The organism is Bradyrhizobium sp. LTSP849 (genome assembly GCF_000938255.1).
GTDB lineage: Bacteria > Pseudomonadota > Alphaproteobacteria > Rhizobiales > Xanthobacteraceae > Bradyrhizobium.
Genome location: NZ_JYMR01000026.1, coordinates 81,946 through 97,206, shown reverse-complemented (window position 1 = coordinate 97,206; position 15,261 = coordinate 81,946). Strand labels below are relative to the sequence as shown.

Genomic DNA, 15,261 nt, shown 5'->3' with positions numbered 1-15,261 from the left:
AAATCACGTCCCATTTGCACGCTCCTTGCGCGCCCAATGAAGGATAGTTCAAGGCAGCAGCAATTTGGGAGAGCACCATGGGTCCGTTTCCGCACGATGCACCGCCGGCCACCATCACCGCCGACAATCCGATGGGTACCGACGGGTTCGAGTTCGTCGAATATGCCCATCCCGATCCGGAACAGCTGCACGCGCTGTTCAAGCTGATGGGCTATGCACCCGTCGCGCGCCACAAGACCAAGAAGATTACGGTCTATCGCCAGGGTGACATCAACTATCTCGTCAACGAGCAGCTCGGCACCCACGGCTTCGACTTCGTTGCCGCGCATGGCCCCTGCGCGCCGGCGATGGCGTTCCGCGTTGTCGATGCCAAGGCGGCCTATGAGCGCGCGATCGCGCTCGGCGCCGAACCTGCGGATGTGTCATCCGCGCAGAAGACGCTCGACGTGCCCGCGATCAAGGGCATCGGCGGCAGCCTGCTCTATTTCGTCGATCATTATGGCGCCAAGGGCTCGGCCTATGAGGCCGAGTTCGAATGGCTGGGCGCGCGCGATCCGCGCCCCGCTGGTGCCGGCCTGTTCTATCTCGATCACCTCACCCACAACGTCCATCGCGGCCGCATGGACGTCTGGACCGACTTCTACAAAAAGCTGTTCAACTTCCGCCAGATCCGTTTCTTCGACATCGAGGGTCGCGCCTCGGGCCTGTTCTCGCGCGCGCTGACCAGCCCGGACGGCAAGATCCGGATCCCGATCAACGAGGATGCCGGCGATTCCGGCCAGATCGAGGAATATCTGAATATCTATCGCGGCGAAGGTATCCAGCACATCGCCTGCGGTTGCCGCGATATCCACCAGACCATCGAAGGCCTGCGCGAGGCTGGTCTTCCGTTCATGCCGGCGCCGCCCGAGACCTATTTCGATCGGATCGATGCGCGCCTGCCCAAGCACGGCGAGGACGTCGCGCGGCTCAAGGTCAACGGCATCCTGATCGACGGCGAAGGTGTGGTCGACGGCGGTCAGACCAAGGTGCTGCTCCAGATATTCTCCGCCAATGCGATCGGCCCGATCTTCTTCGAGTTCATCCAGCGCAAGGGCGACGACGGCTTTGGCGAGGGGAATTTCAAGGCGCTGTTCGAATCGATCGAGGAGGATCAGATCCGGCGCGGGGTGCTGAAGGTGGGGAACGCGGCTTAATTGCTGTTTCAGACACACGGCCACGTCAGACTGATCTGACGTGGCCGCGTCTTGTCGCCGTTAATTCGATGCCCCGGCCAAGGCCGTGTCCGAAGACGAGGTCTCTTGCTTGCGATTGAGCTCCTCGGGGATGCGGATCGCCAACGTGGCGAGCAGGCTGATGATGCTCATGATGATGATATACCAGATCCACGACAGCTTATCGCCGGTCGCCCCGATGATCCATGTGAACACGAGCTGCGCGGTGCCGCCGAAGATGGTCACGCCCAGCGCATAGGCGATGGACAATCCTGCGGTGCGAACGATGGCCGGGAAGATCATCGGGATCAGGATGATGCCGGCACCGGAGGCCATCGCGTGAAACGCGATCAACGTCGCCGATGTGATCACCAGCACCAGCGGCGACCCCGACGACACGACCAGGAGCAGCGCGGGATAAAGCAGCAGCGTCACGATGATGCGCGGGACGATGGCAACCGTTTTCAAGCCGTATCTGTCCGCCAGCGCGCCTCCGACCAGTGCGAAGATCGTTCCGCTGATGAAGGTGGCGAAGTTGGTCGCCATCGACCAGCTCTGGCTGTAATGCAGCGTGTTGATTGCGTAGGTGGTCGTGTAGAGGAAGAAGTACTGCGTGATGGTCCCGCCCGAGATCAGCAGGATACAGAGCAGAACTTTCGGCCAATGGTTCGCCAGGATATCGGAGAGGACGCCGCCGATGCTGTCATGGGCTTCCTCGGTATCCAGCGTCTCATCAAGGTTACGCCGGATGAAATAGCCAACCGGCGCGATCAGGATCCCAAGCAGGAACGGTACCCTCCAACCCCAGCTATCGGTGGCGCCGGGAGTGATCAGGAGCGCCAGCAGAAGGCCGACGAGGCCCGAAAAAAGGCTGCCCATGTTCTGGCTGGCGAGCTGCCAGCTGCCGAAAAAGCCTTTCCGGTGCGCCGGCGCGCTCTCCAGCAGATAGGTCGTGGCCGGCCCCATTTCGCCGCCGGCCGAAAAGCCCTGCAACAGCCGCGCGAGCACCAGCAGCACGGGCGCAAGCGTACCGATTTGATCATAGGTCGGCAGCAAGCCGATCATGCCGCTGCCCAGCGCCATCATCCAGATCGTCAGGGTCATGGCCGGCCTGCGGCCGAACCGATCGGCATAGGCCCCAATGAGAACGCCGCCGAGTGGCCGCGCCACGAAGCCGACGCCGAAGGTCGCCACCGCGAGCAACAGGCTGGTGTTCGGATTGTCTGTCGGAAAGAACGCCTTGGCGAGCCAGGTGGCGAAGGCCGCGTAGACCGTGAAATCGTAGAATTCCAGCGCGTTCCCGAGAATGGCCGCGCCGACGCGCATGGTTTGAGAAGGACGCGGTCGATCGGTCTGGCTCATCGGTAGCACCTTGTGTCACTCGTGTGACACGACAACTGACGCAAGAGTGCACCGCTTGCAAGAACCTCAGACCGGATTTCCCCGCATGGCCGGGTTGTCAGCGGGCCTTCCACGCGCTCGTCACGGCCCCGATCTCCACTCCCTCCGGTTCGCGAACCGCCGACGGCGTCCGTGAGAAGCGGGGCGCCGGTGCTGGCTGCTTCACGCCGTGGCGCTCGACGAACACATTGCGCGCGAGCATGTGCGGATGCTCGGTCGCTTCCGACATGGTCAGCACCGGTGCGAAGCAGATGTCGGAGCCTTCCATGATCTTGCACCAGTCTTCGCGCGTCTTGCTCTTGAAGACGGCTTGCAGCTTCTGCTTGAGCGCGGGCCAGGCCTTGCGGTCCATCTGCGCGTCGAAATCGGTATCGGTCAGGCCCGCGTGCTCGCGCAGCAGGGCGTAGAACTGCGGCTCGATCGAGCCGATCGAGACGAAATGGCCGCAGGCGCATTCGTAGACGCCGTAGAAATGCGCGCCGCCGTCGAGGAAATTCTGGTTCCGGCCTTCGGTCCAGCGGCCGAGCGTGGTCATGTCGAAGAAGAACGACATCAGTGATGCCGCGCCGTCGCACATCGCGGCGTCGACCACCTGACCCTTGCCGGACTTTGATGCTTCCAGCAGCGCCGCGAGCACGCCGACGACGAGATAGAGCGCGCCGCCGCCGAAATCGCCGACGAGGTTGAGCGGCGGCACCGGCGCTTCCTTGGTGCCGATCGCGGCGAGCGCACCGGTGATGGAGATGTAATTGATGTCGTGGCCTGCGGCGTTGGCGAGCGGACCTTCCTGGCCCCAGCCGGTCATGCGGCCGTAGACGAGCTTCGGGTTGCGCGCGAGCACGACATCGGGGCCGAGCCCGAGCCGCTCCATCACGCCGGGGCGAAAGCCTTCGACCAGCGCGTCGGCGTTCGCAAGCAGGTCGAGCACCTCGGCAATCGCTGCCTTGTCCTTGAGGTCGAGCTCGATCACCTTGCGGCCGCGGCCTGCCACCGACTTCATGCTCTTCTTCGCGCCGACCCGGTCGAGCGTGACGACGTCGGCGCCCATGTCGGCCAGCATCATGCAGGCGAACGGGCCGGGTCCGATGCCGGCGAATTCGACGATGCGGAAGCCTGACAGCGGGCCGGAGGTGCGGACGGAGGTGGTGGGGGCTGGCTTATCGAGCACGTTGTTGTTTCCTCGGGTCGCGGGCGGATGCCGATGGTCCGGCAAGCCCGGGACGTTCCTCTGTGGGGCGAGTTAATTGGCTGATTAACTTTTCTCGCCTTCAAGCCAGCGAGGCAAGCGGTTTTCATGCCGCATGGCCAAAATAAAAGCGGCGCGCATTGCTGCGCGCCGCGGAAGATTTGTGTTGAGGCGCTATCAGCCCGCGGCAGCCACTGCGCGCTGTGCCATCACCTTGATGAGGTTGGCGCGATACTCCGCTGTGCCGTGGATATCGGCCAGCAGATTGCTCGCCGAAATGCTCACGCTGTCGATTGCCGACGGCGACCAGTTCGCCTTCAGCGCGGCCTCGATCGCGGCGACCCGCATCACGCCGCTTTGCGAGGCGCCGGTGGCGGCGACGCGAATCTCGCCCGATTTCGTCTGGGCGACGAAGACAGCGGTGAGCGCGAAGCGCGAGGCCGGGTGCCGCATTTTTGCGTAGCCTGCCTTTGCCGGAACAGGGAACGACACCGCCGTGATGATCTCGCCGTCTTCGAGAGCGGTCGTGAACAGGCCCTTGAAGAAATCCTCCGCCGAAATCGACCGCTTGTTGGTCTTCACGGTGGCGCCGAGCGCCAGCAGCGCGGCCGGATAATCAGCGGCCGGATCGTTGTTGGCGATCGAGCCGCCGATCGTGCCGCGATAGCGCACCGCGGGGTCGCCGAGCACCGAGGTGAGATAGGCAATCGCGGGGATTGCCTTCTTCACGTCGGCATTCTGCATGATGTCGAAATAGGTCGTGCCGGCCTTGATGGTCAGCACGTCGCCTGACAGCTCGACGCCCTGCAGCTCCTTGATCTTGCCGAGGTCGATCACATCCGAGGGGGCGGCGAGGCGCTGCTTCATGACTGGCAGCAGCGTCTGGCCGCCGGCCAGGAATTTCGCCTCGGTCCCCTTGGCAAACAGGCTGGCGGCCTCGTCGACCGAAGAAGCGCGATGATAAATGGTCTGGTACATTCTTTCTGCTCCTCTCAGGCCGCGTGGATCGTGCGCCACACCCGATCCGGGGTTGCGGGCATTTCCAGATTGTTCTTGCCGATCGCATCCGTGATCGCGTTGATCACGGCCGCAGAGGCGCCGATTGCGCCGGCCTCACCGCAACCCTTGATGCCGAGGGGATTGCCCGGGCACAGCGTCGTGGTGTGGGAGAGGTTGAACGACGGTAGATCGTCGGCGCGCGGCATGGAGTAATCCATGAACGAGGCCGTGACCGGCTGGCCGTTGGCATCGTAGATCGCGTGCTCGAGCAGCGCCTGGCCGATGCCCTGGGCGAGGCCGCCATGGACCTGGCCTTCGACGATCATCGGGTTGATCAGCCGGCCGAAATCGTCGGCTGCGACGAAGTTGACGAAGGAGGTCTTGCCGGTGCCGGCATCGACCTCGAGTTCGCAGATATAGGCGCCGGCCGGGAAGGTGAAGTTGGTCGGGTCATAGAAGGCGCTTTCCTTCAGGCCCGGCTCCATCCCGTCAGGCAGATTGTGGGCGGTGTAGGCCGCGAGCGCGACCATCGGCAGCGCGATCGCCTTGTCGGTGCCGGTGACCTTGAACTCGCCGTTCTCGATGACGATGTCGGCCTCGGAAGCTTCCAGCGCATGCGCCGCAATCTTCTTGGCCTTTGCCTCCATCTTCTCCATCGCCTTCAGGATCGCGGTGAGACCGACGGCCGCGGAGCGCGAGCCGTAGGTGCCCATGCCGAACTGCACCTTGTCGGTGTCGCCATGGACGATCGAGACTTGGCTGATGGGAATGCCGAGGCGCTCCGACACGAGCTGGCAGAACGTGGTCTCGTGACCCTGGCCGTGGCTGTGCGAGCCCGTGAGGATCTCGATGGTGCCGACCGGGTTGACGCGGACCTCGGCTGATTCCCACAAGCCGACGCCGGCACCGAGACTGCCGACCGCCTTTGACGGCGCGATGCCGCAGGCTTCGATGTAGCAGGACACGCCGATGCCGCGCAGCTTGCCGTCGGCTTTGGCCTTGGCCTTGCGTCCGGCAAAGCCGGCATAGTCGATCGCCTTCATCGCGGCGTCGAGCGAGGCATTAAAGTCGCCGGTGTCATAGGCCATGATCACGGGCGTCTGGTGCGGGAACTGGGTGATGAAATTGGTCCGGCGCAGTGCTGCCGGATCCACCTTCAACTGCCGCGCCGCCGTCTCCATCAGCCGTTCGATCAGATAGCTTGCCTCAGGCCGGCCCGCGCCGCGATAGGCATCGACCGGCGTGGTGTTGGTATAGACCCCGATCACCTCGGCATGGATCGCCGGGATGTTGTACTGGCCAGACAGCAGCGTCGCGTAGAGATAGGTCGGCACTGACGACGAGAACAGCGACATGTAGGCGCCGAAATTGGCGTAGGTCTTCACCTTCAACCCGATGATCTTGTTGTTGGCGTCGAACGCCATCTCGGCCTGGGTGACATGGTCACGGCCATGCGCGTCGGTGAGGAAGGCCTCGGTACGGTCGCCGGTCCATTTCACCGGACGGCCGACCTTCTTCGATGCCCATAGCGCGACCATCTCCTCCGGATAGATGAAGATTTTCGAGCCAAAACCGCCGCCGACGTCGGGCGCGATCACGCGCAGCTTGTGCTCGGGGGCGATGTTGTAGAACGCCGACAGCACCAGGCGGGCAACGTGCGGGTTCTGCGAGGTCGTATAGAGCGTGAAATGCTCCTCCGCCTCGTCGTAATCGGCGATCGCCGCGCGCGGCTCCATCGCGTTGGGCGCGAGCCGGTTGTTGGTGACGTCGAGCTTCACGACATTGGCGGCCTTGGCGAAGGCGGCATCCGTCGCGCCCTCGTCGCCGATCACCCAGTCATAGACCTGGTTGCCGGGGGCCTCGGGATGAAGCTGCGGTGCGCCGGCCTTGATCGCGGTGTGAACGTCGGCAACCGCCGGCAGCTCTTCATAATCGACGACCACGGCTTCGGCCGCGTCGCGCGCCAAATTCTTCGTCTCGGCGATCACGACCGCGACGGCCTGTCCGACGAAGCGCACCGTCTCCGGCGCCATCGCCGGCCATGCGCCCATCTTCATCGGGCTGCCGTCCTTGGAGGTGATGGCCCAGCCGCAGATGAGGTTGCCGACCTTGTCGTCGACGATTTGCTGCCCGGTAAGAACTGCGACCACACCCGGCATGTTGAGCGCGGCGGAGGAGTCGATCCCCTTCACCTTGGCGTGCGCATGCGGGCTTCTGATGAAATGGGCATGAGTCATGCCCAGCAATTTGATGTCGTCGACGTAGCGGCCCTTGCCAGTAATGAAACGCTTGTCTTCCTTGCGCACGACGCGCGCGCCGATGCCTTCAACACCCATAGTCTGGTCCTCCCGACCGGAGATTGTTGTCCTGCGCTTTCCATCGAAAGCCGCAGTGTTGGTTCTTCTTTCGAGGCGCGCCGCTTTACTCGGCCGCCTGCGAGACCTTCATGCGTCCGGCTGCATCGAGCACGGCTTTGACGATGTTGTGGTAGCCGGTGCAGCGGCAGATGTTGCCTTCAAGCTCGTGGCGGACGGTCGGCTCGTCGAGCTCGCCACCATGGCGGTGCACGATGTCGATCGCCGACATGATCATGCCCGGCGTGCAATAGCCGCACTGGAGGCCGTGATTGTCGCGGAAGGCGGCCTGCATCGGGTGCAGCTCGTCGCCCTTGGCGATGCCTTCGATGGTGGTGATATTGGCGCCGTCGGCCTGTCCCACCAGCATGGTGCAGGATTTCACCGCCTTGCCGTCCATGTGTACGACGCAGGCGCCGCACTGGCTGGTGTCGCAGCCGACATGGGTCCCGGTGAGGTTGAGGTGATCGCGCAGGAGCTGGACCAGCAGCGTGCGGTCCTCGACGTCGACGGCAACGGCCTTGCCGTTCACCGTCAGTTTGACTGTAGACACGGAACATACCTCCCGGGATTGATTTTGATTGTTTCTAATTAGAGACCGCTGCCCCCGGGCTTGGCAACTAGGATTTTGGTCGCCCAGGTCCTGTCCAGTCGGCCTTTGGCCGACAAAGCCCAGGATTGCGCGGGCGTGACGAATTTACCGCCCTTTATTCATTCTGCCCTAGTTTTGCGCTTTCGGGGTCTGGAGGCGGGGCGCTTCCGGACGACGGCTGAATAGTAAATGGGGGTTGGAATGTCCGGGCGTACCGCGTCGCCGTCGAAGCGCAGCATATTTCCGACCCTCAGGTTCCGCGCCAAGATCATCCTCGGCTTCGCCGCCGTGCTGGTGATCTCCGCCGGCAGCATGGCTTTCGCCTATTTCGGCTTCGAGCGGGTCTCATCCGGCGTCGGATCCTACCGCACCAGCGTCTCGGAGGCCGATCTCGCCCGTAACATCGACCGCGAACTGCTCGCCTATCGTTCGGCCGTCAAATATTTCGTCGTCACCGGCAACGAAGATGACGCCAAGGCCGCGCTGGACACTGAGGCCAACCTGAAGAGTGCCATCGACCTGGCCCTCAAGAGCGCCAAGACACCGGCGCGGCAGGACAGCCTCGACAAGCTCGCCAAGGAGTTTGCGAATTTCTCCGCGACCTTCGCCAAGGTCCTCCAGGCCAAGCGTGACAGCACGCTGCTGGTGCAGAACCAGCTCTCGCGCCAAGCCAATCTGCTGAAGTACAAGCTCGATGACATCGGCAACAATGCCTCCGATGCCGAGGCACAGTCGATCGAGTTCGGCACCAAGCAGGTCAACGCGCAGTTCCAGACCGCAAGCGCGGCGGCGACCAATTTCGTGCTGACATCCGACCAGGCGATCGCGACCAGTGCGCTGGCCCGGCTGAAATTCGTCGAGAATTCGCTCAGCGCAGTCTATTCCATGGACGAAAAGATCGTCGCCGGCCTGAAGGACGCCAAGACGATCCTTGTCGCCTATCGCGAAGCGCTGGAAAAGCTGATCGCCAACGCCAAGATGGTCGACGATCTCGTCACAGAGATGAGCGGCTCGGCAGGCGCGATTCTTCGGGGCGCCTCTGCCATGAAGGCGGATCTCGTGGCCGAACAGCAGCGGCTGGATTCGGAGTCCGAAGCGACCATCGGGAAGACCGAGGAATTGGTGTTAATGCTCGCCGTCGGCGGCACGCTGCTCGGCGCCGTCCTCGCCTTCCTGCTCGGCACCGGCATCTCGCGTCCGATGATTGCGATGTGCAAGGCGATGCGCGAGCTTGCCTCGGGTAATTTCGACGTCGTGCTGCCGGGCCTGGGCCGCAAGGACGAGATCGGCGAGATGGCCGGCGCGGTCGAAGAGTTCAAGGTGCAGGCAGTGGCCAAGGCCGAGCGCGATGCCGCGGCCAGTGAAGCCCAAAACAAGGAGCTGGCCACGGCGCGTCGCTCCGAGCTGATTCGTTTTGCCGATGATTTCGAGAGCGCGGTCGGCGCCATCGTGTCCAACGTTTCGGCCTCCGCGGTGCAGCTCGAATCGTCAGCCTCAACGCTGACCCGTACCGCCGAGACCACGCAGACCCTGTCGAGCCAGGTCGCCGGCGTCTCCGAACAGGCCTCGAGCAACATGCAGTCGGTCGCGACCGCCACTGAAGAGCTTTCGGCTTCCGTCGAGGAGATCGGCCGTCAGGTCCGCGACTCCAGCCGCATTGCGGAAGCCGCCGTTGTGCAGGCGAAGGAGACCGACGGCCGGATCGGAAAACTCTCGCATGCCGCGCAGCAGATCGGCGAAGTCGTAAAACTGATCACGGCGATCGCCGAGCAGACCAACCTCCTCGCGCTGAACGCCACTATCGAGGCGGCGCGCGCCGGTGAAGCCGGCCGCGGCTTTGCAGTGGTTGCGAGCGAAGTAAAGTCGCTGGCGAGCCAGACCGCGAAGGCGACGGATGAGATTTCGTCGCACATCATGGGCATGCAGGGCGCCACCGCCGAGTCCGTCGCCGCGATCAAGGAGATCGGGGCGACCATCGGCCAGATCTCGTCGATCTCGACGTCGATCGCGAGTGCCGTGGAAGAGCAGGGCGCCGCCACCCAGGAGATCGCCCGCAGCGTCCAGAACGTCGCCCAGGGCACCCAGACCGCCGCCACCGACATCGGCCAGGTCAACCGCGGCGCCGCCGAGACCGGCTCGGCCTCGGAAGAGGTGCTGAACTCGGCGAAAACACTGTCGTCCGAAAGCACCCGTCTCCGCGCCGAGCTTGACCGGTTCATGGCGAATATCAGGGCGGCGTAAGTCCGGACCGCACTCCTCGCTCCGCTGTCGTCCCGGCGAAGGCCGGGACCCATAACCACAGGACGTGGTTTGGCGAGGACTCGGAGTTACCAGCTCGCGCCGTAACTTCTCTTTGGGGGTATGGGTCCCGGCCTTCGCCGGGACAACAGCGAGGTCACCTAACCGCAAGTTGCGGCGCCGCAGTTTACCGCGGCTTATCCTTTGCCATTTACCGTGCAGACGAGTCTGGGAGCGGGCTGCTTCCGGGCTGCGCCTGGTTTTCCGCGAATGGAATGGGTTGGGGAATGTCCGTCAAGTCCAAGCCGAACACATCGAAGCTGTTCACTTTGCGTTTTCGCGCAAAAATCATCCTCGGCTTCGTGGCGGTGCTGGCCATCCTCGCCGTCAGCATGGCGTTTGCCTATTTCGGCTTCGAGCGAATCGCGGGCGCCGTTGAATCCTACCGGACCAGTGTGGCGGAAGCCGATCTGGCGCGAACCGTCGATCGCGAATTGATCAGCTATCAGGGGCTGACCCGGGCCTATACGCTGACCGGCGCTGCGGACGACGAGACTGCGGCCAAGGCTGCCGAAGAGAATCTGAAGGCGGCGATCGCAAAGTCGATGGCGGCCACGAATGGCGCGGCGCGCCGCGAGCAGATCGGCAAGCTCGAGGCCGAGTTCCAGCGTTTCACCAAAGTCTTCAGCGAGATCATCACGCTGACGCGCGAGAACGGCAAGATCGCCGCCGATGAGCTCAACAGCGTCGGCAACAAGATCCGCTTCAAGTTCGACGACCTCGCCGACACCGCGGCGCTGGCCGGGCTCGCATCGGTCCAGACCACGGCCAAGGATATCACCTCGCAATATCTTGCGGTCTCCACCTCGGTCAGCTCCTTCGTCGCCAAGCCGGAGCCGAAGACCGCCGACGGCGTGATCGCGCGCATCAAGTTCCTGGAGACCCTGCTGGTCTCGATCTATGCCAACGACCAGAAGATCACCGACCGCGTCACCGAGATCGGCGGCCTGTTGAAGCAGTACCGTGCGTCGTTTGTAAAACTGTCCGACAACGTGAAAATCATCGTCAAGATGAACGGTGAGATGACCAAGACCGCAGCGTCCATCCTCAAACTCTCGGGCGAGCTGCGGTCAGATCTGTCGGCCGATCAGCAGCGCATCGAAGCCAGCGCCAATGCGACGATCGGGGACACCGAGCGGCTGATGCTGATGCTGGCGTTGGGCGGCCTTGCCGTCGGCGCCGTGCTGGCTCTGATGCTCGGCAATGGCATCTCGCGGCCGATGATTGCGATGTGCAAGGCGATGCGCGAACTTGCCTCGGGTAATTTCGACGTCGTGCTGCCGGGCCTGGGGCGCAAGGACGAGATCGGCGAGATGGCCGGCGCGGTCGAGGAATTCAAGGTGCAGGCGGTGGCCAAGGCCGAACGCGACGCCGCCGCCAGCGAAGCCCAGAACAAGGAGCAGGCGGCAAGCCGCCGTTCCGAGCTGATTCGGTTTGCCGATGATTTCGAGAGCGCGGTCGGCGCCATCGTGTCGAACGTTTCGGCCTCCGCTGTGCAGCTCGAATCGTCCGCGTCCACGCTGACCCGCACCGCCGAGACCACGCAGAGCCTGTCGAGCCAGGTTGCCGGCGTCTCCGAGCAGGCCTCGAGCAATATGCAGTCGGTCGCGACCGCGACGGAAGAGCTCTCGGCCTCCGTCGAGGAGATCGGCCGCCAGGTCCGCGATTCCAGCCGCATTGCGGAAGCCGCCGTGGTGCAGGCGAAGGAGACTGACGGCCGGATCGGAAAACTCTCGCATGCCGCGCAGCAGATCGGCGAAGTGGTCAAACTGATCACGGCGATTGCCGAGCAGACCAATTTGTTGGCGCTGAACGCCACCATCGAGGCGGCGCGCGCGGGCGAGGCCGGCCGCGGTTTTGCGGTGGTTGCGAGCGAAGTGAAATCACTGGCGAGCCAGACTGCCAAGGCAACTGACGAGATTTCCTCGCATATCACGGGCATGCAGGGTGCAACCGCGGAGTCGGTTGCCGCGATCAAGGAGATCGGCGCGACCATCGGCCAGATATCGTCGATCTCGACGTCGATCGCGAGCGCCGTGGAGCAGCAGGGCGCCGCGACCCAGGAGATTGCACGCAGCGTTCAGACCGTCGCGCAAGGCACCCAGACCGCCGCCACCGACATCGGCCAGGTCAACCGCGGCGCGGCTGAGACCGGCTCGGCCTCGGAAGAGGTGCTGAACTCGGCGAAAACACTGTCGTCCGAAAGCACCCGCCTCCGCGCCGAGCTCGACCGGTTCATGGCGAATATCAGGGCGGCGTAGCGTTCATCGCGCGAATCTCACTCTCTCCCGAACGCTCGCTTCAGCTCCTCCTTTGCTCGCTCAAGCCGCTCCCGCTGCGTCTTCGGCAGCGTCTTGCCGGCGCGGTTGATGTAGAACGTCAGCATCGACAGCGCCGAGCGATACGCGCCGGCCTTGCGGCGCGCGCTATGCTCGGCGGAGCTCTTCAGCGAGGCCGCGATCTTCTTCGGGCTCGTTAGTTTGAACACGCCGCGCTTGAGGTCGAGCGCGTCGCTCTCCTTCGTCACCCGCTGAGACCAGCGCTTCGGCGCCGCGCGTTTCGAGCCCTTGCGCGCGGCGTTACGCTTGGCGCTGGTCTTCCTGGCTGTTGTCTTGCTTGTCTTGCGAGTTGTTACTTTTCGCGAAGGTGTCGTCTTTCTGACTTGAGCCATGCATCAACTCCTTGCGGCTCCAGCGGAAACGGACGGCGCGAAGGGCAGTTCCTATTGGAACCTGCCCTTGCCGCAGGCGTTGTCGCAGGTGGCAGGCGGAATGCCGCACCCCCATGATCGGATCGACCCCAGTCCATCCTGCGAATCCGGGATGATCGTATTGGTCAGACACAACGACGCGATGGAATTGCAGCAAAGCTCAGCGCTGAACTATGGATCCTCGGTCTCGGTGGCAGCCGCGACCGATCGAATCATCGAGACCAGCATTCCTGCGCGGCTCGACGCGTTGCCGTGGAGCGGCTTCCACACCCGCGTCGTGCTCGCGCTCGGCATCACCTGGATCCTCGACGGTCTCGAGGTGACGCTCGCCGGCGCGCTCTCCGGTGCGCTGAAGCAGAGTCCGATGCTGCGCTTCTCCAATCTCGATCTCGGCATCGCCAACTCCGCCTACCTCGCGGGAGCAGTGCTCGGCGCGCTTGGCTTCGGCTGGCTGACCGACCGCATCGGCCGCAAAAAACTGTTCTTCATCACGCTCGCGCTTTACCTCACCGCGACCGCCGCAACCGCGCTGTCCTGGAATGTCGCGAGCTATGCACTGTTTCGATTTCTCACCGGCGCCGGGATCGGCGGCGAATACACCGCGATCAATTCGACCATCCAGGAATTGGTGCCGGCGCGTTATCGCGGATGGACCGATCTCGTCGTCAACGGCAGTTTCTGGATCGGGGCTGCGATGGGCGCGGTCGCCGCCATCGTTCTGCTTGACCCCGCGGTGATCGGCCCCGATCTCGGCTGGCGCCTCGCCTATCTCATCGGTGCGAGCATCGGCCTCGTCGTGCTGTTGATGCGGATGTGGATCCCCGAGAGTCCGCGCTGGCTGATGATCCACGGCCAGCCCGATCAGGCTCACGCCATCGTCGACGACATCGAGCGCTCGGTGATCGGACACGACCAGGATGCAAGCGATGGACGCTTCGCGACAATACGCCTGAAGATGCGCGATCACACCCCGATCCGCGAAGTCGTGCATACGTTGTTCTTCACCTATCGCCAGCGCGCGGTGGTCGGGCTCGTGCTGATGGTCGCACAGGCCTTCTTCTACAACGCGATCTTCTTCACCTTCGCGCTGGTGCTGACCGATTTCTACGGGATCAGCGCCGATCATGTCGGCTGGTACCTCCTGCCGTTCGCCGCAGGAAACTTCCTGGGACCCCTGCTGCTCGGCCGTCTGTTCGACACGCTCGGCCGCCGCACCATGATCGTGTTCACCTATGGCGTGTCGGGTGTATTGCTCGCGGTTTCCGGCTATCTGTTCTCGATCGGCGCGCTCAGCGCGCAAGGGCAGACCATCGCCTGGATGGTGATCTTCTTCTTTGCCTCGCCCGCCGCGAGCGCGGCTTATCTCACCGTCAGCGAGACCTTTCCGCTGGAGATCCGCGCGCTGGCGATCGCGGTGTTCTACGCGGTCGGCACCGGCATCGGCGGCGTTGCCGGGCCGGCGCTGTTCGGCGCGCTGATCGACACGGGATCACGCAGCAGCGTGTTCGCCGGCTATCTGTTGGGGGCCGCGTTGATGATCGTGGCCGCGATCGTGGCGTGGCGTTACGCAATCTCTGCGGAGCGCAAATCGCTCGAACAAATCGCGCGGCCGCTTGCCTTTATGGAGTAGACTATGAAATCGGAACTCGCTGAATTGGATCAGAAGCGCGCCATGCCTGATGATGAAGCGCCCGACTCGGTGCCGGTGCCGCATGCGCTCGTGCCGCATCTGAACGAGACTGCGATCCTGCTCGATATCGACGGCACGCTCCTCGAATTGATGCCGACGCCACGCGAAGTCTGGGTGCCGCCGGGCCTGTCGGACACGCTCAACCGCCTGGCGCAGCTTACGTCGGGCGCGCTGGCCATGGTCAGCGGTCGTTCGCTCAACGACATCGATTTGATCTTTGCGCCGGACGTATTTCGCGCTGTCGCCGGTCATGGCGCGGAGATGCGTTTGTCGGTCGGCAATGAAGCTGACGACGTGCACGCGCCGCCGATGGACAAGGAGCTGAAGCGGCGGCTGGCCGCGATCGCGAAGCTCAGCCCAGGCATTCTGCTCGAAGACAAGGGCTATTCGCTGGCGCTGCATTATCGCCTCGCGCCACACGCGGAGAAGGCGATTTACGAAGCCGTCTCGCTGATCCGCGCCGATCTTCCCACCGCACCGATCGAGGTGTTGCCCGGCAAGTTCGTCTGCGAGATCAAGCATTCCGGCTTCACCAAAGCGACCGGTGTGCGCGAATTGATGAAGCACGAGCCGTTTAGGGGACGCCGCCCGATCTTCATCGGCGACGACGTCACCGACGAAACCGTGTTCGCGATCATGCCCGACATGAACGGCCTCTCTTTCTCGGTCGGCCGCCGCGCCATGGGCGTCAACGGTCACTTCGATGCCCCAAGCGACGTGCGTGCGTTCCTCGCACGTCTGCTCGATCCGCGGTAAAAGCAAGGCAGCGCCACACGTCAGACGTAATGTCGCTCGCGCAGTTCCATCGCGCGTGCAA

11 protein-coding genes are annotated in these 15,261 nt (G+C 63.6%); 5 read left to right on the top strand and 6 right to left on the bottom strand.

The window, feature by feature from the left end:
* The first annotated feature begins 77 nt into the window (after positions 1–77).
* The gene (gene hppD, locus UB31_RS18995) at positions 78–1,196 is read left to right on the top strand and encodes a 4-hydroxyphenylpyruvate dioxygenase (protein ID WP_045012004.1); all 1,119 of its coding nucleotides are present in this window, start codon (positions 78–80) and stop codon (positions 1,194–1,196) included.
* Between the two features lie 60 nt (positions 1,197–1,256).
* On the opposite strand, the gene UB31_RS18990 is transcribed toward hppD, so the two are convergent.
* The 5 genes from UB31_RS18990 to UB31_RS18970 all read right to left on the bottom strand — a co-directional run bounded on the left by UB31_RS18990 (position 1,257) and on the right by UB31_RS18970 (position 7,707).
* Positions 1,257–2,576: an MFS transporter gene (locus UB31_RS18990; RefSeq protein ID WP_082078562.1), complete on the bottom strand. Its 1,320-nt coding sequence runs from the start codon at positions 2,574–2,576 to the stop codon at positions 1,257–1,259.
* A 97-nt stretch (positions 2,577–2,673) separates the two neighbouring features.
* Entirely contained in the window at positions 2,674–3,783 is a 1,110-nt protein-coding gene (locus tag UB31_RS18985) for a CaiB/BaiF CoA transferase family protein (RefSeq protein ID WP_045012025.1), read from the bottom strand.
* A gap of 195 nt (positions 3,784–3,978) precedes the next feature.
* Positions 3,979–4,779, bottom strand: a complete 801-nt coding sequence (locus UB31_RS18980) for an FAD binding domain-containing protein (RefSeq protein WP_045012003.1) — start codon at positions 4,777–4,779, stop codon at positions 3,979–3,981.
* A gap of 14 nt (positions 4,780–4,793) precedes the next feature.
* Positions 4,794–7,136 carry a xanthine dehydrogenase family protein molybdopterin-binding subunit gene (locus UB31_RS18975; RefSeq protein WP_045012002.1) on the bottom strand — a complete coding sequence of 781 codons (2,343 nt, stop codon included), beginning with the start codon at positions 7,134–7,136 and terminating at the stop codon, positions 4,794–4,796.
* Positions 7,137–7,221: 85 nt separating this feature from the next.
* A complete protein-coding gene (locus UB31_RS18970; RefSeq protein WP_045012001.1) occupies positions 7,222–7,707 on the bottom strand; it encodes a (2Fe-2S)-binding protein in 486 nt (161 codons plus the stop codon).
* 240 nt (positions 7,708–7,947) lie between these two features.
* Here UB31_RS18970 and UB31_RS18965 point away from each other — a divergent pair, with 240 nt between their 5' ends.
* Positions 7,948–9,987 carry a methyl-accepting chemotaxis protein gene (locus UB31_RS18965; RefSeq protein WP_045012000.1) on the top strand — a complete coding sequence of 680 codons (2,040 nt, stop codon included), beginning with the start codon at positions 7,948–7,950 and terminating at the stop codon, positions 9,985–9,987.
* 284 nt (positions 9,988–10,271) lie between these two features.
* Positions 10,272–12,305, top strand: coding sequence for a methyl-accepting chemotaxis protein (locus UB31_RS18960; protein WP_045011999.1), 2,034 nt, complete (start codon positions 10,272–10,274; stop codon positions 12,303–12,305).
* Between the two features lie 17 nt (positions 12,306–12,322).
* On the opposite strand, the gene UB31_RS40505 is transcribed toward UB31_RS18960, so the two are convergent.
* A complete protein-coding gene (locus tag UB31_RS40505) occupies positions 12,323–12,715 on the bottom strand; it encodes a DUF3175 domain-containing protein (RefSeq protein WP_082078561.1) in 393 nt (130 codons plus the stop codon).
* Between the two features lie 181 nt (positions 12,716–12,896).
* Between UB31_RS40505 and UB31_RS18945 the strand changes: the two genes are divergently transcribed.
* Together UB31_RS18945 and otsB are read left to right on the top strand one after the other, a co-directional pair.
* Positions 12,897–14,384 (top strand): MFS transporter, encoded by a 1,488-nt coding sequence (locus UB31_RS18945; protein ID WP_045012024.1) that lies wholly within the window; start codon positions 12,897–12,899, stop codon positions 14,382–14,384.
* Positions 14,385–14,387: 3 nt separating this feature from the next.
* The gene (gene otsB / locus UB31_RS18940; RefSeq protein ID WP_045001287.1) at positions 14,388–15,200 is read left to right on the top strand and encodes a trehalose-phosphatase; all 813 of its coding nucleotides are present in this window, start codon (positions 14,388–14,390) and stop codon (positions 15,198–15,200) included.
* Positions 15,201–15,261 lie beyond the last annotated feature (61 nt).

Excerpts from the sequence above, each read along its gene's own strand:
- hppD (WP_045012004.1), top strand. The coding sequence starts at position 78 with ATGGGTCCGTTTCCGCACGATGCACCGCCGGCCACCATCACCGCCGAC.
- UB31_RS18990 (WP_082078562.1), bottom strand. The coding sequence starts at position 2,576 with ATGAGCCAGACCGATCGACCGCGTCCTTCTCAAACCATGCGCGTCGGC.
- UB31_RS18980 (WP_045012003.1), bottom strand. The coding sequence starts at position 4,779 with ATGTACCAGACCATTTATCATCGCGCTTCTTCGGTCGACGAGGCCGCC.
- UB31_RS18975 (WP_045012002.1), bottom strand. The coding sequence starts at position 7,136 with ATGGGTGTTGAAGGCATCGGCGCGCGCGTCGTGCGCAAGGAAGACAAG.
- UB31_RS18965 (WP_045012000.1), top strand. The coding sequence starts at position 7,948 with ATGTCCGGGCGTACCGCGTCGCCGTCGAAGCGCAGCATATTTCCGACC.
- UB31_RS18960 (WP_045011999.1), top strand. The coding sequence starts at position 10,272 with ATGTCCGTCAAGTCCAAGCCGAACACATCGAAGCTGTTCACTTTGCGT.
- UB31_RS40505 (WP_082078561.1), bottom strand. The coding sequence starts at position 12,715 with ATGGCTCAAGTCAGAAAGACGACACCTTCGCGAAAAGTAACAACTCGC.
- UB31_RS18945 (WP_045012024.1), top strand. The coding sequence starts at position 12,897 with ATGGAATTGCAGCAAAGCTCAGCGCTGAACTATGGATCCTCGGTCTCG.
- otsB (WP_045001287.1), top strand. The coding sequence starts at position 14,388 with ATGAAATCGGAACTCGCTGAATTGGATCAGAAGCGCGCCATGCCTGAT.